This is a genomic window from Yoonia sp. I 8.24 (genome assembly GCF_022096995.1).
Taxonomy (GTDB): domain Bacteria; phylum Pseudomonadota; class Alphaproteobacteria; order Rhodobacterales; family Rhodobacteraceae; genus Yoonia.
The window spans coordinates 288,876-310,540 of the sequence record NZ_JACXGQ010000005.1 but is presented as its reverse complement, the minus strand read 5'-3'; the positions used below and the strand labels follow the sequence as shown (position 1 = coordinate 310,540).

The following is a 21,665-nucleotide window of genomic DNA, read 5'->3' as shown; positions in this document are numbered from 1 at the left end:
CCTGGCACACACAAGCAAAGAGCCGCACATGACCCTGACCCTCCTTGGAATAGAAAGCAGCTGCGATGATACCGCCGCCGCCGTGGTACGTGGCACGGATGTGCTTGCCTCTGTGGTGTATGGGCAGACGGCGCTGCACGCCGATTTTGGTGGCGTGGTTCCTGAAATTGCAGCCCGCGCCCATGCCGAAAAACTGGATCTTTGTATCGAAGAGGCATTGCAAAAATCGGGTCTAACACTGCCTGAATTGGATGGAATCGCTGTCACTGCTGGCCCCGGTTTGATTGGCGGTGTCCTGTCTGGCGTGATGTGTGCCAAAGGATTATCCGCCGCGACAGGCTTGCCATTGATCGGCGTGAACCATCTTGCCGGGCACGCATTAACACCCCGTCTGACTGATCAAGTGCCCTACCCCTATTTGATGCTACTTGTATCAGGCGGACATTGTCAGTTTCTGATTGCCGAATCTCATGACACCTATCAACGCATCGGCGGCACAATTGATGACGCCCCCGGCGAAGCCTTTGACAAAACCGCGCGCATTTTAGGCCTGCCGCAACCCGGTGGGCCATCGGTTGAAAAAGCGGCGGCAGCAGGCAATGCAAAACGGTTCAAGCTCCCGCGACCGCTATTGAACCAACCGGGATGCGATATGTCATTTTCCGGGCTCAAAACCGCGATCTTGCGCGCCCGTGATAGTGTCGTTGCCGAAAAAGGCGGGTTAACCCCGCAAGATCAAGCCGACCTTTGCGCGGGCTTCCAATCAGCGGTCACTGACGTTTTGATCGAAAAAACACGCCGTGCAATGCAGGCCTATCTGGCGTTGAACCCAGAAAAACGCAGTTTTGCCATTGCAGGTGGGGTCGCTGCAAACGGGGCCATCCGGGATGGACTAATGCAGGTTTGCGCTGAATTAGACACTGATTTTGTCGCACCACCGCTGAATTTATGCACTGATAACGCCGCGATGATCGCCTATGCCGGGATCGAAATGATGCAAGCGGGGCACCGTGATGATTTGACGCTTTCGGCGCGCCCGCGATGGCCGCTTGACCAACGGGCGGCGCCCATGCTCGGATCGGGAAAAAAAGGGGCGAAGGCATGAAGATTGGGATCGTTGGTGGCGGTGCGTTTGGCACTGCACTTGGGGTGGCGCTTGCGCTTGATGGTAATGACATCGCGCTTTGGGCGCGGAATGCCGATGCTGTCACAGCAATGCAAACCACGCGTGGCAACGCCAAACTGCCCGGTGTAACCTTACCCAAAAATATATCTATTTCAGCTAAGTTAGAGACTGTTTTTAGCTGCGACACCTTGTTGTTGGCAATCCCGGCACAAACCTTGCCTGCGTTCTTGAATACCCATGCTGCCCAGCTGTCTGGCAAGTACCTTGTGGCCTGTTGCAAGGGCATCGACCTGACCCGCATGACGGGTCCCGCCAGCACGATCCGCGATCTCGTGCCGGATGCAACCGCAGCCATGCTAACCGGACCCAGCTTTGCGGCGGATATTGCGCGCGGGCTGCCAACGGCGCTGACGCTTGCATGTGCAGATGATGCACTTGGGGCAATTTTGCAAACCGCACTTTCGACCACATCACTACGGATTTACAGAACGACAGACACAGTGGGCGCGGAATTGGGTGGCGCGCTGAAAAACGTGATGGCAATCGCATCAGGCGTGGCCATTGGCGCCGGGCTTGGCGAAAGTGCCCGCGCGGCTTTGATCACTCGCGGGTTTCCCGAAATGCAGCGGCTCGCCACCGAATTGGGTGGGCAAGCGGATACGCTGTCTGGGCTATCCGGTTTTGGTGATCTGGTGCTGACGTGCACCTCTGAACAATCACGCAATTTTCGCTATGGGCTCGCTCTTGGGCGTGGTGAAAGCTTTGACAGTGACACCACTGTCGAAGGGGCTGCAACCGCGCGTGCCGTGCGCCAACTTGCGCGCGACCTAGACATTGATATGCCAATCTGCACAGTTGTCGCAGATCTGACCGAAGATAAAACCGATGTGATGCGCGCGCTAAATGCACTGCTATCACGACCACTAAAGGAAGAATAAATGCGTTTTGCACTCATGACGACAGATAAACCCGGCGCACTACAGGTACGGCTTGATAATCGCGACGCACATTTGGCCTATATTGCGGATACGGGCGTTGTCGAGATGGCCGGGCCATTTTTAGACAACGGCGATCAAATGTGCGGGTCTCTTATTGTGCTAGAGGTCGCTGATTTGGCCGCAGCCCAAGCCTGGGCCGACAATGATCCTTATGCCAAAGCTGGGCTTTTCAGCGACGTGCGGATCCAAGCCTGGAAAAAGGTCGTCGGCTAATGGCATATTGGCTGTTCAAATCTGAACCTGACGTTTGGGGTTGGGACAAACAGGTCGCCAAAGGTGAGGCCGGAGAAGAGTGGGACGGTGTGCGCAACTACCAAGCGCGCAACAACATGCGCGCGATGAAGCTGGGCGATCGGGGGTTTTTCTACCACTCACGTAGCGGGCTTGAGATCGTTGGCATTGTCGAGGTGTGTGCCGAAGCCCACCAAGACAGCACCACCGATGACCCGCGCTGGGAGTGTGTGGATATCAAAGCGATCCGCCCCTTCATAACCCCAGTCACCCTTGCGCAAATCAAAGAAGACGCGCGCTTGCAGGACATGGCGCTGGTAAAGTCTTCGCGCCTATCTGTGCAGCCCGTCACCGATACAGAATGGGATATCGTCTGCGCGCTTGGAAACACAAAACCCTAGCGTGACGGGGCAAAGCGCCGCATAATCCCACCAAACGGGAGGTTATCAATGGCTATTCTTTCAATTGTCGTCGCGACAATCGCGGCATTTGCATTTGGCGCAGCCTATTACATGGTGCTTGCAAAACCATGGATGGCAGCGGCAGGCATCAAGATTGGGGCAGACGGAAAACCTGAAAACGGATCGAATCCGACGCCCTACATCGTTTCATTCATCTGCATTCTGCTTGTCGCAGGGATGACACGGCATATTTTTGCACTTTCGGGAATCGAAACAGCGGGCAAAGGGCTGCAAGCCGGGCTAGGTATTGGGCTGTTTCTTATTACGCCGTGGATTTTCATCAACACGGGCTATTCTGATAGGCCATGGAAGCTTGCCGTAATCGATGGTGGCTATGCGACAGCAGCTGCGGCCATCATCGGTTTGGTATTAACGCTGTTTTAAAAAAGGGGGCTCAGACATAGCCCGAACCCCCTTTTCACCCCGCGTGCTCCTAAGCCACCACACGCATCTGAATATCTAGGTCCGGACCTACTGATCCTGATCACTACCTAACCGCAAAGCGCAGTATCTGGCAAAGACTTAGCGCAGCGCATTTAGTTCAAATGCAAAACGCCCGCGCATTGGCGGGCGTATCTTAACGTAATAACAAAGACTTATCCGTAGATGGCCTCTTTGCCGAAATGCTTTGTTAGCATGTAGTACACAACCGCGCGGTATTTGTTGCGCTCTGATTGGCCATAAGTAGTCAGCACGGAATCAATGGCTGTATCAAGTTCGGCACTGTCTTTGAGGCCAAGCTTCTTGATCAGGAAATTGTTTTTTACTGTCTCAATTTCATCGGGTTGGCTGGCGGCAACGGTTGACGCGTCGGCGTTATAGATCGCAGGGCCGCAGCCGATTGTAACCTTCGTCAGCAAATCCATATCCGGCGTGATGCCGCATTTGTTTTTCAGGTCGTCTGCGTATTTTGCGATTAAATCGTCTCGTTTACCCATGAAATTGTCCCCAGTGTTGATATTTTGAATTGATCGACGCCGCATATTTTTGCTGCGCTGGCTGCACGTTAACGGGGGATATTGTTGCTCGTAAAGAAAAAACCCTACATGCGGCAATCTTTCGCCGTCAGCGACACAACCCCCAGCCCCGCGATTGCAGGTGAAAATGGTCGGCATGAAGCGCGTTATAGTCCGGTGAGAGCGTAAGCTTGAAAAAGCTGCAAGCGCCGTCCCGGGCGGCCCGAAGAAACTGCGCTTGGGGTGTATTCCCATCCCAATCACGGAGCAAAGATATCCGTTCCCCGTTAGCGAACTGAAACCCACTGATATCAATCGCCTCGGCGGTGGCGTGGGTGCTCATCCTTGTACTAGTGCCCTCAAGTGTCCGTATCGCACGGCAGTTGTAGCTACCAATCTGGGTGATCGACTGCACGGTCGCACTCAAAAACTGCTGTGCGGCGGGTTGCAAACTGTGGTGTTCCCACATCGCCAACCGCAGCGCGATTGCGCACCTTGTTTCGACCTCGTCCAGTTTGGCTTGCCCGACCGCGGATAGCGTCACCCTATCTTGGATATGACACTGATCGGAAATCACCATGTCGTTCATCGGTGTAAACGACGCATACCCATCTAGTGCAGCAAGACATAGCGCCGGATCATCCGATGCGCGCGATAGCTTCCACGCTGTTAGTGGTGTGATCTGGTCATCAATACGCAGCGGCTGCATTGGATTCCATGCCCGTGGCAACGGGGTTTCAGGATGAACAAACATTCCATAACCGCCCGCTATCAGCGTGATTGCAAAGAAAAACGCAACCGCCCCACGCAAAATGGGATGGTCGCGCTTTTTACTTTTTTCTGCGGCCTGGGCCTTCGCCTGACGAATGCTGTGCCGCATGATCGCTTAGTAGCGGTAGTGTTCAGGCTTAAACGGCCCTTCGACGGTCACACCGATATAATCCGCTTGTTCTTTGCGCAGTGTGGACAGCTTCACGCCGATCCGATCAAGGTGCAAACGTGCAACCTTTTCGTCCAAATGCTTGGGCAGGATAAACACGCCCGGCGCGTATTCATCACCTTTGGTCCAGATTTCGATCTGCGCCAGAACTTGGTTCGTGAACGATGCGGACATCACAAATGACGGGTGACCGGTTGCGTTCCCAAGGTTCAACAAACGCCCCTCAGAGAGCAAGATCAAACGGCTGCCCGACGGCATCTCGATCATGTCGACCTGTTCTTTGATGTTGGTCCATTTGTGGTTTTTCAGCGCGGCAACCTGAATTTCATTGTCGAAGTGGCCGATGTTCCCAACGATTGCCATATCCTTCATCTCGCGCATGTGCTCGATCCGGATGACGTCTTTGTTGCCTGTCGTTGTGATGAACACATCAGCGCTATCGACGACATCTTCAAGAACGACAACTTCGAACCCGTCCATCGCAGCCTGAAGTGCGCAAATTGGGTCAACTTCGGTCACTTTTACACGCGCACCAGCGCCGGACAGCGACGCAGCTGAGCCTTTGCCAACGTCACCATAACCGCAGACAACCGCAACTTTACCGGCCAGCATCGTATCTGTCGCACGGCGAATACCGTCGACCAGCGATTCCTTGCAGCCGTATTTATTGTCGAATTTCGACTTGGTCACCGAATCGTTCACGTTGATTGCGGGGAAAGGAAGCTGGCCTTTCTTGTGCAGGTCATACAGGCGGTGAACACCCGTTGTCGTTTCTTCAGAGACGCCTTTGATCGCATCGCGTGTTTTGGTGAACCAGCCGGGTGTTTCGGCCATACGTTTTTTGATTTGCGCAAAAATGGCTTCTTCTTCCTCAGAAGTCGGCACAGAAAGCACATCTTCGCCAGCTTCGGCGCGCGCACCCAGCAGGATATATAATGTCGCATCGCCACCGTCATCCAGGATCATGTTCGCGCCGTCGGGGAATTGGAACGACCGATCAAGATAGTCCCAATGTTCGACAAGTGACTGACCTTTAATCGCAAATACAGGCGTGCCGCCTGCCGCAATCGCCGCAGCGGCGTGATCTTGTGTTGAAAAGATATTGCAAGACGCCCAACGTACGTCCGCGCCCAGCGCGACCAATGTTTCGATTAACACGGCGGTTTGGATCGTCATATGTAGCGACCCAACGATGCGGGACCCAGCAAGCGGCTTGCTCTCACCATATTCAGCCCGCAGCGCCATCAGCCCCGGCATTTCAGTTTCGGCAATATCCAGTTCTTTGCGGCCAAAAGCGGCGAGGTCGATATCTTTTACGATGTAATCTTGCGACATCATTCATTCTCCTAGAAAGGTTGCGCGCCAATACCATTGCAAACGGCTTGCCACAATCCAAACCCGCGTATTATCCAGATCATTCAATATTAGATTAAGGCAGAATCACTATGAAGCAACCACGCGCGTGGCAACGGATGCTTTCGGGGCGCAGGCTTGACCTGCTTGACCCAACCCCGGTCGACATCGAAATCGCTGATATCGCGCATGGCTTGGCGTTTGTCGCACGTTGGAACGGGCAAACACGGGGTGATTTTGCTTATTCCGTGGCCGAGCATTCGCTGCTTGTGACTGATATCTTTGCACGGCAGCAGCCCAGCGCCCCAGTAAAATGGCAACTGGCCGCGCTTTTGCATGACGCACCTGAATATGTGATCGGCGATATGATTAGCCCAGTCAAAGCCGCCGTTGGCCCTGATTACGGTGCATTGGATGATCGGTTGACGGCCGCCATCCACATTCGCTTTGGGCTGCCCGCGCAGATCCCCGTCGCGATCAAGCGGCAAATCAAAAAGGCCGACAAGCTGTCAGCTTGGCTTGAAGCCGTGCAAATCGCCGGGTTCACCCAAGCCGAGGCGAACAAGCTTTTCGGCAAGCAAGACGCGGCCCTGACAAAGCAATTCTCAATTCATTTGCGTCCCCCAATGGAAGTCCGCGACGATTTCACAAACCGCCACAAAAAACTGATGGATGCGCTATGATCGTTCGCTCTGTGACACCACATGACGCCGCTGACATGGTCGAACTGCTTAACACGATTATCGCCCTCGGCGGGTCAACGGCGCATGAAACACCGTTTACCGAAGACACGATGCTGTCTCATTATATCGCCCCATCCGCGTTAGTTTGTTGTCACGTCGCTGAAAGCGAAGGTAAAGTTGTTGGGTTTCAGTGGCTGGGATGGCCGCGCAATCCCGATGATCCAATGCCCAAAGGCTGGGGCGTTATCGCAAGCTTTGTCGCGCCAAAGGCGGCAGGCATGGGTGTTGGACAGGGGCTGTTTGCTGCCACAAAATCTGCGGCGACAACGGCAGGTGTTGCGGTGATCGACGCAACAATCCGCGCCGATAACGTCGCAGGATTACGCTATTATGGCGGGCTTGGGTTCCAAGACTATGATCGGTTGATCGATATCCCGCTGCGCGACGGCACCAAAGTCGACCGCATCCGCAAGCGGTACGATCTTTAATTTGCTGCCAGCCCTGCGCCGCTGGTGATCAGTGCCGGAACCATCTGCTGCACAACCCGGTGCCACCGTGTAACCGGTTGCTCTGCGATAAAGATGATATCGTTGGGGCGTAGGTTCATCTGCGTCGCTAAGACAAGATTGGCGACATTGCGTGCATCAAGCTGCCACGCCGTAACAGCGCCATCTTCGCCCGCGCGCAGCACATAGATCTGCGCAGGGTTCGCGGTTTGGCTGGTAAATCCCCCTTCTGAAAACAACGCATCGGCCAATGTTGCCTCGCGCCCAAACGGCAAGGTAAACCGCCCCGGCGCGATGACCTCACCCGTTAAGTAAACATAGTCGCGCGCAACAGCATCAAGCGCCAATTGATCCTGAAAATTCGTTCGGTGCACCGCCAATGTCGCACGGCGCTGGTTCAGCTCGGCTGTTAGTGCCGCCACCGCCTGCGCCCGTGCTTGGTGCCGCGTTTGCGCCAAGGTGATCTGCTGCTCAAAATATACCTGCGCCCGCTCAAGTGAAAATTCGGTATCGATATAGATACTATCCCCGCCCAAAAGCCGCATTTTGTGAAATTCTGGCGTTGTCAAATATTCGGACAACTGCAGTTGATAAAGTGAGCCATCGCGGTAAATTCGGATCGACACGTCGGTCCCATCAGACACGGCGACACCGCCAGCACGTGAAATTGCTTCATCCAAGTATAATGGTGTGAGCGTGATCGGAATCGAAACTGGTGCCGCCACCGCACCACCAATCACGACGGCTCGCGCATGAAACTCTGCCATTTCTAAGCTAAACGTCGGGTCGATCCGCGCGCTCACAAAGCTCTCGAAAAGGCGAGCTTCTGCTTGCGCGAGCGTCAGATCAAGCAGCATGACCCGGCCAACTCCGGGAATGGAGATCATCCCATCATCTTGGACCGTATATGTCGCTCGCACGTCTGGCGGAGCCGAAGATGTATCGCGGTTTGTATCTGGCTGTGTCGTTAACCTGACGATGTCACCGATGCCAATTTTATAAGGCTCTGGGTCAACCTGTGGCGGGATGCGCGTCGCCAATTGCCGGGGTTGCGGCGCGTCGCCTAGCACAGGCAAAACGCCCATCCCTTGCACTCCATTGCTAGGGTTTGCCGCGATTTGCTGTGTAAATGCCGCCGGAATTGCGCGTGGGCTATAGGGTGACTGATTGGCCGTTTCGATGGCTTGGGCCGTCAACGGTACGACCCTAACAACCCCGTCTTCTGCTTGGACCTTGGGCGATACATATGCTGCCCCGCACCCCTGTAGAATAAAGGCTGCGAACAGTATTTGCCACAGGCGTACATGGTGAATGGCTTTACCAAGCAAAATGAAATTATTCCTACCAACATCCCCAACGCCCAAGATGCATCAAGATTGGTTAATGATTACTTAAAAAGAGGAGTTCGCAAGCACCTAACCTTACCTTAAGCAATCCAGTTCAACTTGCATGGACAAACCCCATAGGATTCGGTTGATGCAATTCTTGCGACCCTTTGCGTATCGCGCTCGGAAAATATTCACCCTACGCCGTCCAGAACGGCTCTGGATTCATTCGTGTGCGGCGCTACTCATCATCTTGGCCTTGCTGGGCACGACCCAATATATCAACCACACCATCATTGAACGTCAGCTCATCGCTGAAACGGGGATCAAGACCTCGCAATCGCAAATCACCTACGCACATGAGATATTATTGATCGCAGAACGCATGGCATCGGGACACGTCAGCTCTGCTGCGCCTATTGAAAAAGCGATCAAACAGTTTGAACGCAGTTACGCAATGACCGTTTTTGGGGGGCTTTGGTCAGACGAGCAACGAACACACTACTTTGGTTCCGCTGAACCGCTGCATGCTCTCATCGCCGAATTTGTCGATATTTCGTCAAGATTTAGCACGGCTACCCCAGCGCAATATGCCGGATTAACGCGACAGCTCAACGAGCTCTACGCTAACCACGGCTTGGGAAACGGGCTCCATTCCGCGGCCGCCCTGGTTGAGCGAGAGGCCCATGCAGATGCCATTCGTCTTTCAAAATGGCAACGTAGCGTGCTGATAGTTTCAGCGCTTGCACTACTTGCAGAGGCGATCTTTATCTTTGTGCCGACCCATCTCGCCGTGCAGTCAACGATACGAAAACTACACAGACAAACAAAGTCACTCCGCGATTCACAACATGAACTGCGACAAATGAACCGCAAATTGGAACATACCGCCCACCAAGATCCGCTCACCGGATTACCCAACCGCGCACACCTGACGGCCTACCTTGGGCGTATGAACAAAGAAGAAAAAAGCATCGGGCTTTCTGTGCTATTTGTGGGGTTAGATAATTTTAAGGCGGTCAACAATTCAGCTGGGCATGATTTTGGGGATGAATTGCTCATCACTGTGGGCCGCGCACTGCAAAGTTGCGTCGACGACGACAATATCGTCGCGCGTGTTGGCGGGGACGAATTTGTACTTGTCACCCATGAGCCCGCACATTTGATGATCGGCAGGATTCGGGCATTGTTTGCGGACCCATTCGAGGTAAAGGGCCGTCGCATTCCGATTCACGCAAGCATCGGCTACCTAAAGCTTTCAACAAATACTGAAGACCCGATCAACACGATTGCGGACGCGTCAATTGCAATTCAAACTGCGAAAAATTCTGGTGAAAACAAGACGCTGCAGTTTGAAAAATCACTACGGGACGACGTAGAAAGCATGCGCGCCTTACAAGCAGAACTTGCGGATGCAATCAAACAAGGTGAAATTGAGCCTTGGTTCCAACCACAGGTCCGTTTATCGGACGGGCATCTGCATGGGGCCGAGGTTCTGGCACGGTGGCGCCACCCAACGCGTGGTTTATTAACCCCTGATCGTTTCATTCCCGCCGCAGAGCGTGCAGGGCTCGTCATCGACATGGATCACAGTATTTGGCGCGTGGCGATGGCGCATGCGGTATTGTGGCAAAAAGAAAACCTTTGGCATCCCTGTATTTCTCTAAACGCCGCACCTGAAACAATTTCGGATCCGCATCTCATTGAACGGCTTTTATTAGAGCTGCAGCGTTCAGGACTTGGGGTCGATCAGATTATTGTCGAAGTGCTTGAAACCACGCTTATCAACGGCGCAGATGACATGGCCGCAATCAACATTGATAGCCTTTCTGAATGCGGGGTCAGCCTGGAACTAGATGATTTTGGGACAGGTTACGCCTCGCTCGCGAAACTCACACAATTGCCACTTAATGGGATCAAACTTGACCGCTCGTTGGTGGCCCCACTTCCCGATGCAAAGGCCGATAGTATTGTGCGCGCAATCCTTGCTTTGGCGTCCGAACTTGGGCTGCACGTCATCGCAGAGGGCGTCGAAGAAGACATTCAAGCCACGCATCTTAACGAACGCGGTTGCGCTATTGCCCAAGGGTACGGTTATGCGAAACCGATGCCGGCCGAAGAATTCCGTGTCTGGCTAAAAGCCCATGCAAATGCCCCGCTACATATCGCGCCTCGCGTCGCGCAAATGATCCAGTAACCTTGAGGAACGACACAATAGCCCCTATTTGACGAGAAGCATCGCCAAAAGGATTCCACCGTGGCTAACCATCTCTATCAAAATGATCTGCCGGACGGGCTTGACCTTGGGCCAGTCGTCGCAATCGACTGCGAAACCATGGGGCTAAACCCACATCGTGACCGTCTATGCCTCGTGCAAATGTCTGGCGGTGACGGCGATTGCCATATGGTTCAGATCGCAATTGGACAAACAACCGCCCCAAACCTAAGCGCGATGTTGACCAACACTGATGTACTCAAGCTGTTTCACTTTGGTCGCTTTGATATAGCCGCGCTCTTTCACGCATTTAGCGCCCTCGCTGCTCCGGTCTATTGCACAAAAATCGCCTCAAAGCTGGTCCGCACATATACCGAACGCCATGGGTTGCGTAACTTGCTGCAAGAAATGGTCGGTGTCGATATTTCTAAATATCAACAACAAAGCGATTGGGGCGCCGCCGATCTTACAGAGGCGCAGCTAAACTATGCGGCCTCTGACGTCTTGTATTTGCATCAGCTGAAATCAGCACTTGATAGGCGGCTTGCACGTGAAGATCGTACGCAGATCGCCCAAGCATGTTTTGACTTTCTACCAACGCGGGCACGACTTGACCTTGCAGGTTGGCCCGAAACAGATATTTTCGCGCACTGATGGAAAACACAGAAAAATTTCTCGCCACTGGGCGCCGGGTCATAAATGAAGAGGCCACAGGCCTTACGCAGCTTGCAGATGGTCTCGGCAGCGGGTTTACTGCGGCTGTTAAGCTATTGCTAACTGCAAAGGGACGCGTGATCGTTTCGGGGATGGGCAAATCAGGCCATATCGCCCGCAAAATCGCAGCGACATTTGCCAGCACAGGCACGCCGGCACATTTTGTCCACCCCGCAGAGGCAAGCCACGGCGATCTGGGTATGATGACTGAAGACGATGTTGTGCTTGTCTTGTCCAATTCGGGCGAAACACCCGAACTTGCAGATTTGGTGACCTATACACGGCGCTTTGGTATCCCAATGATTGGCATTGCGAGCCGGACAGAAAGCACCTTGCTGCAGCAATCTGACGTGCAAATTCTTTTGCCCAAATGCGGCGAAGCCTGCGGATCAGGCGTAGTGCCAACCACATCCACGACCATGACGCTCGCGCTAGGTGACGCGCTCGCCGTAGCCCTCATGGAACATCGCAAGTTCACCCCTGAAAATTTCCGCAAATTTCATCCCGGCGGCAAATTGGGCGCGCAATTGGCCAGCGTGTCGGACCTCATGCATGTTGGCGCAACCGTACCAACGGTAACCGTTAATACGCCGATGACCGAAACATTGCTTGCGATCAGCCAAAAAGGGTTTGGCGTTGTCGCCGTTTTGGACGACAGCCAGACGCTTGTTGGAATCGTGACCGATGGGGATTTACGCCGGCACATGGACGGTTTGCTCGATCTCACAGCCGGTGAAGTTATGACCCGAAATCCGGCGACGGTGTCAATTCATGCGCTCGCCGCTGAGGCGCTTGCGATCATGAATGATCGTAAGATCACCTGCCTATTTGCCGCCCACCCAGATTCCCCGCGCAAGCTGGCCGGGGTCTTACATATCCACGACTGCTTGCGTGCAGGCGTCGTCTAACATGGGTGGGCGCGATAACATCTATTCGCAAATCGTCAACCTCGCGAAGATCATGCTACCGATTGGGGCTATCGGGCTTTTGTCGACACTCTTCTTGTTCGCGCGCGCCCCGGGCGAGCCGACGCAGTTAGATATGACAGAGGTGACAGAAATCGCACGCGAACAACGGCTTTCCGCGCCGCGGTTTTCCGGCGTCACCAATGATGGCGCGACCCTGTCCATTTCAGCGCGCGCCGCGCATCCAAGCCCGGCAGATCCTGCGGTTATTCTCACCGACGATATGCGCATGCAAATGGATAACCCTGATGGCAGCAATATCACCGTCACCACCACCAGCGGAGAGCTAAACGGGTCCGAAAAAATCGCTCGTTTCCTTGGTCTTGCCCATTTGGAAACCTCGACCGGCTATGCGATGGAAACCAATGGGATCACCGCAGTGCTAGACACCGGGGTGATCACATCTGACGGCCATCTTGAGATCCGCGCGCCCTTGGGCGAATTGACTGCGGGCAAAGTCACGTTTCAAATGGCCAGCGGTGGCGCCATCCAGCAGATGCTATTCACCAATGGCGTCAAACTGATATACACACCGAAAGAATGAAGCGTTCAAAATAGGAAACTAGCCAAGTGTTCAGAAAATTCGCGATCTTGTCGACCTTCCTTTTGTCACTTGCGGGTCCCGTGCTGGCGCAGACCAACATTGATTTGGGCGGCATGACTGTTGATACATCGGCAGCGATCGAAGTCACCGCTGATAGCTTGGCCGTTGACCAAGAAAACGGCACCGCCCAATTCACCGGCAACGTCATCATTGGGCAAGGCGACCTGCGCCTGTCTGCGGCCGCCGTCGAAGTGGTATATGGGACTGAAAATAGCGAGATTGCACAGCTGATTGCGACAGGTGGCGTGACCTTTGTCACCGCGGCCGAAGCCGCAGAGGCGCAAAGTGCCGAATACGATATCACAACGGGGCTATTAACCCTGACGGGTGACGTTTTGCTAACCCAAGGTGCCAGCGCAATTTCCGCACAAAGCATGATCGTCAATGTCGAAACTGGAACGGCATCGATGGAAGGGCGCGTGCGCACAGTTCTTCAACAGGGCAACAACTGATGGACGGCTCCACCATGGATGGGGGTACGGGCCTCAAAATTGTCAATCTACGCAAAAGCTATCGTAAGCGCCCTGTGATCCGCGACGTCACGATTGATCTGGGCCGCGGAGAGGTCGTCGCACTTCTTGGCCCAAATGGGTCTGGAAAAACAACCTGCTTTTATTCCATCGCTGGTCTTGTTACCCCCGAAGGCGGCAAGGTGATCATTGATGGGCGCGACGTTACATTGCTGCCCATGTATCGGCGGGCGCAGCTTGGTATTGGATATCTCCCGCAAGAGATGTCAATTTTCCGGGGTATGAGCGTCGAAGATAACATCATGTCGATTCTCGAAATCGCGGTGAAAGACCATCATAAAAGGCGCGAACGACTTGAAGAGCTGCTTTCCGAGTTCTCAATCGAACATTTGCGGCGCGCCTCTGCGATGGCGCTGTCGGGTGGGGAACGCCGCCGGGTTGAAATCGCGCGGTGCCTTGCTGCGGGACCGAAATACGTCCTGCTTGATGAACCGTTTGCCGGCGTCGATCCGATTGCCGTTGGTGAAATCAGGCATCTTGTTGCGGACCTAAAAAACCGCGGGATTGGCGTACTGATCACTGATCACAACGTCCAAGAGACACTTCAAATCGTTGACCGCGCTTACATTCTGCATGACGGCACGGTCCTGATGAACGGCACCACTGAAGAAGTCATCGCCGATGAAAATGTGCGGCGCGTATATCTGGGCGATAGTTTCCGCGTGAACTGATTCTTTGTTCACAATGGTGGCTGAGATATTGACAAGCTTCGTTTTTCGTCGCCAACTGTAGGGGATGACTAACCCGATTTCTTCTCTCATGACTCGGCTGGCGCCTGCGCCAGGGTCTGAGAATAAAGCGAATGAAACTGGGGTGTTATCGTTTTCCACCGACTAGATGCGCGTTAACGTCACCTCTAGAATTGAGGTGTATTGCGTATCTGCAACCACAAGATAGGAGAAACGATGCGGTATCAAATCAGCGGTAAGCAAATCGACATTGGCGAAGCACTGCAAACACATGTGAAATCAGAGTTGGGTGATATTCTTGAAAAATACGCCGGGCGCCCTACCGATGCCTATGTTGTTTTCTCCAAGTCTGGGCATGAATATGTCTGCGAAGCCGTTGTGCATCTTTCGACAGGTCTGACAGCGCAAGCCACTGGGAAGGCAACAGAAATTTACGCCGCTTTCGACAGCAGCGGCGAAAAAATGGACAAACAACTGCGCCGTTATAAGCGCCGTCTCAAGGACCATCATTCCGGCCGGTCACAACCTGTTGAACTTTCTGATGCTGGGTCATATATCCTCGAGCCAAGAGACGAGTCAGATGAGGCCGCGCAGGATACCGTTAACGCTATGATCGTGGCGGAGATGGAGACAAAAATCCCATCGCTCTCGGTTGGTGAAGCGGTGATGCAAATGGAAATCGCGAGTGCTCCGGTGCTTGTGTTCCGAAATGAGAAACACAATGGAATTAACGTCGTCTATCGACGTGACGACGGAAATATTGGCTGGATTGATCCCAAATCATTGGGCTAACCCCCAGTAAATTTGGTGAAAGAAACAACCGATGCAAGTTGCAGACATCCTCAAGCCGGACGCGGTGAAAACCATCGCGTCTTGCACCAGTAAAAAGCGGCTGTTTCACGACTTGGGCGAGTTGGCGAACACAAGCTATGGCCTGAACGCGACCCATGTTATCGATGCTCTCATTGAACGCGAGGGGCTTGGCCCGACCGGTGTGGGACATGGTATCGCATTGCCGCATGCCCGCCTGCCCGGCGTAACTGAAGTTCAGGGTATTTTTCTACGTCTCGAAAAACCTTTGAACTTTGACTCTGTTGATCGCCAGCCAGTCGACCTCGTATTTTGTCTGATTGCTCCTGAAAACGCGGGCGTTGAACATCTTAAGGCGCTCGCGCTAGTATCGCGTACCCTACGAGATGACGCTATTTGCGCGAAGCTGCGCGCAAATAGTGATGCAGCTACACTGCACACAATTTTAACCGCAGAGCAGTCGTCGCAAGCCGCTTAGGCCCAATTTCCGAACCCAAACGCCGCATAGTCACGTGCATATGCTGTGCGCGCCGCATCTTCGATCACCGCATCGTAGATCGCGACCAATCGGTTGTGATGTTGGTGGTTGGTGTCGCCAAGCGGCGGAATAGGCGCGATCCCTAACTGAGTTGAAAGAACAGCTAGCTCGTCACCAAGACTGTCTTCTCGACAAATCACGTCAGGGAGTGAGAGTGTAGCGATGCCTTGCAAAAGGGCGAGCTGGCTGGCCCAAGCTGGATCAACTCGTATCGGTGTCTGCCCCGCCAAATTTTGACGCAAAAACTGCAAAAATCCCAAAAATGCCGCGCGGTGGGCCGCATTGCTATAGGTCTGCGGGTCCGAAAGGTCAGGCAGCGGGTCCGGAATAGGTAGTTTGTGGACCCTGCGCAAATTTGCGCGAATGCCGGGAAAACTTTCCGGTCCATCGGATAGAATGCAGTCGCAAAACGCGGCATGTGCGCGGGCCACCGGATGCCGCAGCACGGTAAAACTACGGTGACCAACGTGGCTTTCCTGCCATGTGCGCAGGGTCTTTTGGGTAAATTTGCGTTGCAAATCGCGTGGCCGCGTCCCTTCAACTTCAGCGAGCCAGCGCCGCACCGCCCAATCCGGCGCAGACCGTAACGGCATAAACAGCAACCCAGCTTTTTCAGACGCGACATATGTTGGCACGGCTGCACCACGCCGCGGTTCAAAATTTGGGGTCCGCGATAGATCAAACCGGTCCAACGGCCCAAGCGCCGCCTTCATCGCGTCAAAATTGCGCACGCGCTGATCAAGCGGCTCTGGGTTTTGTTTCTTTAGCTTTTTATCAAGCCCATCAAGACGCGCATCAACGCCCAAAAATGCGGCTAAGCCGTTTAAGATTTCTACGTCGCGCAGGTCGTCATAACCAACATAAAATGCCGTTTGCCCGCTGGTCTGTAGCCTGCGTTGAATATCCAACTGAAACTCTTGCAGCCGCGCCAGTAGCGCCTCAAACTCTTCTGAATCAAAAGCAATTTGTAACGATTTTGCGTTCGTCGCATTGGTCAGCTTCCATTGCCCCGTCGCACGTGCGGATTTCCAGCTCACGTAGCTGTCCAGCGGGTTGCGCGTCAGAATAATCTTGGCACAGCGCGGGTCATCCATGCATATGGTTAATACGCGCGGATCATGATTATGAAAGAACCGAAACCCAACTAAACCGTCATCCGCGACGATTTTTGTGATAAGTGCGGAGGGGTCCGAGTCACGATCATCTCGTGACATTCCAAGCAGACCATCCGTTTTGGGGTAACCGATAAACGCGGGGTTAAAGGCTTCTCCGTGGCAGGTTACCCCTTCCAGCGCGTTCAAATTCGCTTCAAGAAAATTGGACCCTGTACGCATTTCCGCCAGGATAATGAAATAGTCAAATTTGGTCATTTGTGGCCAACTACATAAGATCGCGGTTCTGAAACCACCGTCGCCCGACGATGCATTTCTTCCGAAAGATGACCTGTCAAAAACGGGTGCATCCCTTGATTTTTGAGCTCTTGCAGAAACACTGGCAAGCCGCTTAGGTCAACCATTTCAGGAAGTTGTCCAAGCGCATGCGCCTTGTGTCCTCCGATTTGATCGATAAGCATTTGCAAGACATCGCGTGGGTTTTCAAGAAAATCCGCCAAAGTATAGATATGTAGGCGCGCATGCGCGTCGGGCGCGCGCAGTGTCTTAAGAAATTGGTTTTCGCGGCGTTGCAAACGCGCGGCTTCAGTCCGCACTTCGGCCGCAGACCGGCCCGATAAAAACAATGGAATCGACCAAGCACCAGAGATCACCCAAACGCGCGCGTTGGTATCATGCGCCAGCAACCACCGAATGGATTGCGTATCCGCAGGCCCAAACATAAAGCATTGATATTGATCACGCGTGGTCCACATCAAATTTGTTAAAAATCCTTGAGCATTGTAATCGCGCAAGCGCGCACTGTCAGACAGCGCGCCGCGGAATACCTCTGCACCATCCGCAAAATGGGCCTTATCCTTTGCATAAAGATGCCCGTGAACGGTTGCCTCGGTTTGCAGCGCAAGCCAGTTCTGAAAACCTGGAAACAGCGCGTCAAAGCCCTGCATAACCGAGAACGGGGCGGCAGCGATCCCGTTTGCCTTTTCCATATTCGGGAAACGGCTATGCATATATAGACCTGCCCGCCCGCGCGTACGGCGCTCAACCGCCTTGTCGAAAATGCGGTCCACTGTGCCCGTGCTCGGCCTTACAGCGCCCGCCGCCTTATCGGTCGCACAGGGAAAATTTTCATAGAGAACTTGGGCATTTGGCCAGATCTTACGCGCGACAAAGCACCCTGAGCGTCGCAATATTTCGACGTGATCATCGTAAAAAATATGTGGCTTGCCCTGAAAATCGAATTTTGACAACGTCAGGGATCGACTTTGGATGCGTGCTGCATGTTTACGCGCAAGAGTTTGAAAATAGCTTTCGTCAGGGATCCAAACCCGCTGGAAATATCGATCATATCTGCGCCGGTTTGGGTCGTTCAAAATTGCTTCGAGCGTCGTGCGCGTCAGGCACCACCATTGCGATCCCATATGTGGCATCAAACCCTTTGGAATTCGCCGCTTGATCCCAATGATCTGCTGCAACCGAACATAGCCGTCAAACAGCCGTCGCCGCCGTTTCCAAGCAAAAGGGAAACGCAGGGTGAACCGTTCACGATCAAGCCCACCGACCGTCCAAGGGACATCAGCTGTCGTGGCGCTTTCGATGAAATCGGTTTGAGGGCTGGCATCCAAAAATGCGCGCAGTTCCGAAATTGGGCGAAGTGGCAGGCAGGAACCGGACGCCAAAAAGACGCGCCCCACTTGTTCAAAATCAGTCAACAAATGCTGCACGGCGTCTTGCGTAGCTGCAACCAGCCCCCACATGCCCCATTCGCAACGGTGGCGCGTGCTAAACCGGACGTCGGCAAGATCATCCAAATTGGCTACAAAACGATCATAAGTCGTGTCATCGACATCGCTATCGACGTGGATCATCACCGGACAACCGCCCTCAGCCCAGTGGCGCACCATCAGTTCTGCACGGTCAAAATCCGTATGTACCAACATGACGACACCTAAGCTCATGCCCAGTTCCCCTTGGACATCAAGCCGAGCGCCTCAAGCTGACGCCAATTCAAATATTGTTCGCTCCACTGGCACCAGATTTCCGGGTCGTTGTCAGCACTGGCATAGGATTTATACTCTCGCCCAGCGCTATAGTGTTCGGCACGTTCGGCTTCTTGACTTACGCGCGGACCAAAGGTGTTCAAAAATTTTGCGTGCAGCAAAATTCCAGACGTTTTTTCACCCCCATTTTGTCCGTAAACAAGGTTTAGCCCGCGTGGCAAAAGCATGTGGGTAGAGCTGACATAGGTGAAATCACGATCCCATTTAACAAAAGGAATCTTGTTCAATGCTGGGGCTTGTTTGGGTTTTTCTGCAAAGAATACGCGCGCGCGCGGCCCCCCTTGAATCCACAAATTGCGGTAAAAATCATTGCGTTTTAGCGTGTAATTGCCGGGATCAAACCAATTGGCCAGTTTGAACGGGTCCGCGCCGCGTTGGTAAACCGCGTCACTGACTTGCCCCTTTGGATACATATCCAACATCATCGCGCCGAACGATCGGACTTCTGACGCTTCAAGCCAATCGGCCAAAGCGCGCATAGGACGCGTGTCGCAAAACGGGTAGACGAAAAACTCGTCGACATCGACGGTCAACACCCAATGCCCATGCGCGTATTTGCCCTGCAAATAGGTGAGCCAATCCATGCCGTAGCGCGATTTTCCGTAATGAGCGTCAGTCTTCCAAAGCGACACATCTGGTTGATCCGCCATATAGGCGGCACCGCCGTCGTCGCTGCCGTTGTCGACCAAAAGAAAGTGGGTCACCCCCAGCTTACGATAGTAATCCAAGAAGAACGGCAGCCGGATGTCTTCGTTTCGAAACGTACAGCATAGTAAGATATCAGATGGGGTAATTTGCGCTGTGCGATCTTGGACAGGGATCAATTCGCGGCCTTTACGACGCGCGCGTATTTTCCAACGTTTCCGCCGTAATCGCAGCCGATATGATGTCCAAACCCCCAAATTTTATCCCTTTCTAACGCCAATCACCCGGCGTAATCAGCCCAAGTTCAACGAGCTGCTGCCACCCCTTATAGGCCACAGACCTATCGGTCCACAAATCCGGGCCAGCAATAAGATTCCGATAATACCCGGTATAAAGCGCGCTGTTCTCAAAATGTTGCTGTCGATCCAATTCTTCGGATGATCGCGCAGCGATATCGGGCAGAAATTTGGTATGCAACAACGCACCCGTCATCTTGGTCTTTGATGGCCAGTCGAACACCTGATTCAACCGTCGCGGCAGCATATGATGGGTCGAGGTCACATAGACATTGCGCCAGTGCCATTTGACCAGCGGGGTTTTGTTCAGGCTCGGCGCCCGGTCTGGGTCAGCTTGGAAAAACACGCGGTCACGCACCCCGCCTTGAATCCATTGGTTGCCAAATACCGGATGCACCCGATGCCGGTAACCCGATCCATCAAACCAGCCCAGCGCAGTAACCGGGTCTTGTCTGTGTGTATAAGCTACATTGGTTAACGGCCCCTGAGGGTACATATCCAACATCAACGCGCCAAATGTGGGCAAGCCTTGTGAGTCGAGGTGGGCCGTCAATGCCTGCAAATCGCGGTTGTCGCTTTGCGGATAGACCAGCAATTCATCAGCATCGACGGTCAAACACCAATGACCCGATCCATATTGCCATTGTAGCCAACCTAACCAATCCATGCCAAAGCGCGATAACTTGTAGCTATGCGATGTGGTCCAAAGTGAAACGTCAGATTGCTTGGTTAGAAAATCGGCCGTGCCATCTGTGCTGGCGTTATCCACGATAAGAAAATGGGCGACACCAAGCTTACGGTAATAGTCCAAAAAATGCGGCAAGCGCAGCATTTCATTACGCACCGTCGAAAACGCCAGAATTGCACCGGGCATGATCTGTTTTGTACGATCCGAACGCCGTTCAATCTGCTTGCGGTTGCGCCAAATGCGCAACAGAATGCGCCGCCGTTTCCAGCGCAAACGGTAAGCTAACCATGCATCCGTGAACGTCGCGCGCAATCTTTCCCCTTGCTGCCTAAGCAGGCAATTTCAAATCTTTCAGGAACGTTGTTAACTCGTCACGCAGTTCAGGCCTGTTCAATGCAAATGACACCGTCGCTTGCAAAAATCCTGCCTTTGACCCGCAATCGAACCGTTCTCCTTCGAACTTAAACCCAAAGATATCACGCCCTGTAGTCAGCTCATAAGCAATCGCGTCGGTAAGTTGGATTTCGCCACCAGCACCACGTTCGATCTTGTCAAAGTTTTGCATAATACGCGGCGTCAGAATATAACGCCCGATCACTGCGAGGTTTGACGGCGCTGTGCCGGGGGCTGGCTTTTCGACCATGCCTTTAACCTCAACAACCGATCCTTCGTCACTGATTACATCCAAAATCCCGTAGGACGACGTCTTTTCCGGCGCGACTTCCATCGCAGCAACCATTGCGCCGCCAGTGTCTTGGTAGGCTTCGATCATCTGTTGCAGACAAGGTTTCTCGGCCGCGATCACATCATCGGGCAGGATAACCGCAAATGGTTCATCCCCGATCAATTTGCGCGCGCATGACACAGCGTGCCCGAGCCCAAGCGCCTTGTGCTGGCGGATATAGGCAATCGCACCGCTGTCCATATTGGTGGCTTGCAAGGTTTCAAGCAGCTCTGTCTTGCCCGATTTGCGCAACGACGATGCCAATTCAGGAGAATGATCAAAATAATCTTCGAGCGCAGATTTTCCGCGTGACGTCACAAAAATAAAGTCTTCGATCCCCGCAGCGCGGGCTTCATCGATCGCGTATTGGATCAACGGGCGATCCACCAAGGTCATAATTTCTTTGGGGACAGATTTGGTTGCGGGCAAAAACCGCGTTCCCATGCCAGCCACTGGAAAAATTGCTTTGGTTACTTTTCTTTTCATGTTCGTGCCT

24 protein-coding genes are annotated in these 21,665 nt (G+C 53.5%); 15 read left to right on the top strand and 9 right to left on the bottom strand.

Going from position 1 to position 21,665, the window contains the following annotated elements:
* Window positions 1–28 precede the first annotated feature (28 nt).
* Genes tsaD through Yoon_RS12280 form a run of 5 tightly spaced genes read left to right on the top strand, consistent with a single transcriptional unit; the run spans window position 29 to window position 3,200 of the window.
* Window positions 29–1,105 (top strand): tRNA (adenosine(37)-N6)-threonylcarbamoyltransferase complex transferase subunit TsaD, encoded by a 1,077-nt coding sequence (tsaD, locus tag Yoon_RS12300; protein ID WP_238112544.1) that lies wholly within the window; start codon window positions 29–31, stop codon window positions 1,103–1,105.
* Window positions 1,102–2,064 (top strand): NAD(P)H-dependent glycerol-3-phosphate dehydrogenase, encoded by a 963-nt coding sequence (locus Yoon_RS12295; protein ID WP_238112543.1) that lies wholly within the window; start codon window positions 1,102–1,104, stop codon window positions 2,062–2,064. The genes tsaD and Yoon_RS12295 overlap by 4 nt, the downstream gene beginning before the upstream one ends.
* Window positions 2,065–2,337, top strand: a complete 273-nt coding sequence (locus tag Yoon_RS12290) for a YciI family protein (protein ID WP_238112542.1) — start codon at window positions 2,065–2,067, stop codon at window positions 2,335–2,337.
* Window positions 2,337–2,756 (top strand): EVE domain-containing protein, encoded by a 420-nt coding sequence (locus Yoon_RS12285; protein ID WP_238112541.1) that lies wholly within the window; start codon window positions 2,337–2,339, stop codon window positions 2,754–2,756. Before Yoon_RS12290 ends, Yoon_RS12285 begins: the two co-directional genes overlap by 1 nt.
* Window positions 2,757–2,804: 48 nt before the next feature.
* Window positions 2,805–3,200: a DUF1761 domain-containing protein gene (locus tag Yoon_RS12280; RefSeq protein WP_238112540.1), complete on the top strand. Its 396-nt coding sequence runs from the start codon at window positions 2,805–2,807 to the stop codon at window positions 3,198–3,200.
* Between the two features lie 212 nt (window positions 3,201–3,412).
* On the opposite strand, the gene Yoon_RS12275 is transcribed toward Yoon_RS12280, so the two are convergent.
* From Yoon_RS12275 to ahcY, 3 genes are all read right to left on the bottom strand, one after another.
* Window positions 3,413–3,754 (bottom strand): DUF2853 family protein, encoded by a 342-nt coding sequence (locus Yoon_RS12275; RefSeq protein ID WP_113778225.1) that lies wholly within the window; start codon window positions 3,752–3,754, stop codon window positions 3,413–3,415.
* 127 nt (window positions 3,755–3,881) lie between these two features.
* Window positions 3,882–4,652, bottom strand: coding sequence for an extensin family protein (locus Yoon_RS12270; protein WP_238112538.1), 771 nt, complete (start codon window positions 4,650–4,652; stop codon window positions 3,882–3,884).
* A 6-nt stretch (window positions 4,653–4,658) separates the two neighbouring features.
* A complete protein-coding gene (ahcY, locus tag Yoon_RS12265) occupies window positions 4,659–6,047 on the bottom strand; it encodes an adenosylhomocysteinase (protein ID WP_238112656.1) in 1,389 nt (462 codons plus the stop codon).
* A gap of 110 nt (window positions 6,048–6,157) precedes the next feature.
* Here ahcY and Yoon_RS12260 point away from each other — a divergent pair, with 110 nt between their 5' ends.
* On the top strand, window positions 6,158–6,748 hold the full coding sequence (locus Yoon_RS12260; protein ID WP_238112537.1) for an HD family hydrolase: 591 nt from the start codon (window positions 6,158–6,160) through the stop codon (window positions 6,746–6,748).
* A complete protein-coding gene (locus Yoon_RS12255; RefSeq protein ID WP_238112535.1) occupies window positions 6,745–7,236 on the top strand; it encodes a GNAT family N-acetyltransferase in 492 nt (163 codons plus the stop codon). The genes Yoon_RS12260 and Yoon_RS12255 overlap by 4 nt, the downstream gene beginning before the upstream one ends.
* Here Yoon_RS12255 and Yoon_RS12250 read toward each other — a convergent pair.
* On the bottom strand, window positions 7,233–8,582 hold the full coding sequence (locus tag Yoon_RS12250) for a polysaccharide biosynthesis/export family protein (RefSeq protein ID WP_238112533.1): 1,350 nt from the start codon (window positions 8,580–8,582) through the stop codon (window positions 7,233–7,235). The genes Yoon_RS12255 and Yoon_RS12250 overlap by 4 nt on opposite strands.
* Before the next feature lie 148 nt (window positions 8,583–8,730).
* On the opposite strand from Yoon_RS12250, the gene Yoon_RS12245 reads away from it, so the two are divergent.
* The 8 genes from Yoon_RS12245 (at window position 8,731) to Yoon_RS12210 (ending at window position 15,584) form a co-directional block, all read left to right on the top strand.
* Window positions 8,731–10,776, top strand: a complete 2,046-nt coding sequence (locus tag Yoon_RS12245) for a bifunctional diguanylate cyclase/phosphodiesterase (protein WP_238112532.1) — start codon at window positions 8,731–8,733, stop codon at window positions 10,774–10,776.
* Between the two features lie 60 nt (window positions 10,777–10,836).
* Window positions 10,837–11,448, top strand: coding sequence for a ribonuclease D (locus tag Yoon_RS12240; RefSeq protein ID WP_238112531.1), 612 nt, complete (start codon window positions 10,837–10,839; stop codon window positions 11,446–11,448).
* Entirely contained in the window at window positions 11,448–12,416 is a 969-nt protein-coding gene (locus Yoon_RS12235) for an SIS domain-containing protein (RefSeq protein ID WP_238112530.1), read from the top strand. The genes Yoon_RS12240 and Yoon_RS12235 overlap by 1 nt, the downstream gene beginning before the upstream one ends.
* Window position 12,417: 1 nt before the next feature.
* Window positions 12,418–13,017 carry a hypothetical protein gene (locus tag Yoon_RS12230; protein WP_238112529.1) on the top strand — a complete coding sequence of 200 codons (600 nt, stop codon included), beginning with the start codon at window positions 12,418–12,420 and terminating at the stop codon, window positions 13,015–13,017.
* A gap of 26 nt (window positions 13,018–13,043) precedes the next feature.
* The gene (gene lptA / locus Yoon_RS12225) at window positions 13,044–13,529 is read left to right on the top strand and encodes a lipopolysaccharide transport periplasmic protein LptA (protein WP_238112528.1); all 486 of its coding nucleotides are present in this window, start codon (window positions 13,044–13,046) and stop codon (window positions 13,527–13,529) included.
* Window positions 13,529–14,278: an LPS export ABC transporter ATP-binding protein gene (lptB, locus tag Yoon_RS12220; protein WP_238112527.1), complete on the top strand. Its 750-nt coding sequence runs from the start codon at window positions 13,529–13,531 to the stop codon at window positions 14,276–14,278. Before lptA ends, lptB begins: the two co-directional genes overlap by 1 nt.
* Window positions 14,279–14,512: 234 nt before the next feature.
* Window positions 14,513–15,088: a ribosome hibernation-promoting factor, HPF/YfiA family gene (hpf, locus tag Yoon_RS12215; protein WP_238112526.1), complete on the top strand. Its 576-nt coding sequence runs from the start codon at window positions 14,513–14,515 to the stop codon at window positions 15,086–15,088.
* Window positions 15,089–15,119: 31 nt separating this feature from the next.
* The gene (locus tag Yoon_RS12210) at window positions 15,120–15,584 is read left to right on the top strand and encodes a PTS sugar transporter subunit IIA (RefSeq protein WP_238112525.1); all 465 of its coding nucleotides are present in this window, start codon (window positions 15,120–15,122) and stop codon (window positions 15,582–15,584) included.
* Here Yoon_RS12210 and Yoon_RS12205 read toward each other — a convergent pair.
* Genes Yoon_RS12205 through galU form a run of 5 tightly spaced genes read right to left on the bottom strand, consistent with a single transcriptional unit; the run spans window position 15,581 to window position 21,655 of the window.
* Entirely contained in the window at window positions 15,581–17,014 is a 1,434-nt protein-coding gene (locus Yoon_RS12205) for a nodulation protein NodH (protein ID WP_238112524.1), read from the bottom strand. The two genes, Yoon_RS12210 and Yoon_RS12205, sit on opposite strands and share 4 nt — an antisense overlap.
* Window positions 17,011–18,714, bottom strand: coding sequence for a beta-1,6-N-acetylglucosaminyltransferase (locus Yoon_RS12200; protein WP_238112523.1), 1,704 nt, complete (start codon window positions 18,712–18,714; stop codon window positions 17,011–17,013). The genes Yoon_RS12205 and Yoon_RS12200 overlap by 4 nt, the downstream gene beginning before the upstream one ends.
* The gene (locus tag Yoon_RS12195; RefSeq protein WP_238112522.1) at window positions 18,711–19,718 is read right to left on the bottom strand and encodes a glycosyltransferase family 2 protein; all 1,008 of its coding nucleotides are present in this window, start codon (window positions 19,716–19,718) and stop codon (window positions 18,711–18,713) included. The genes Yoon_RS12200 and Yoon_RS12195 overlap by 4 nt, the downstream gene beginning before the upstream one ends.
* A gap of 13 nt (window positions 19,719–19,731) precedes the next feature.
* Window positions 19,732–20,757 (bottom strand): glycosyltransferase family 2 protein, encoded by a 1,026-nt coding sequence (locus tag Yoon_RS12190; RefSeq protein WP_238112521.1) that lies wholly within the window; start codon window positions 20,755–20,757, stop codon window positions 19,732–19,734.
* A 16-nt stretch (window positions 20,758–20,773) separates the two neighbouring features.
* On the bottom strand, window positions 20,774–21,655 hold the full coding sequence (gene galU / locus Yoon_RS12185; protein WP_238112520.1) for a UTP--glucose-1-phosphate uridylyltransferase GalU: 882 nt from the start codon (window positions 21,653–21,655) through the stop codon (window positions 20,774–20,776).
* Window positions 21,656–21,665 lie beyond the last annotated feature (10 nt).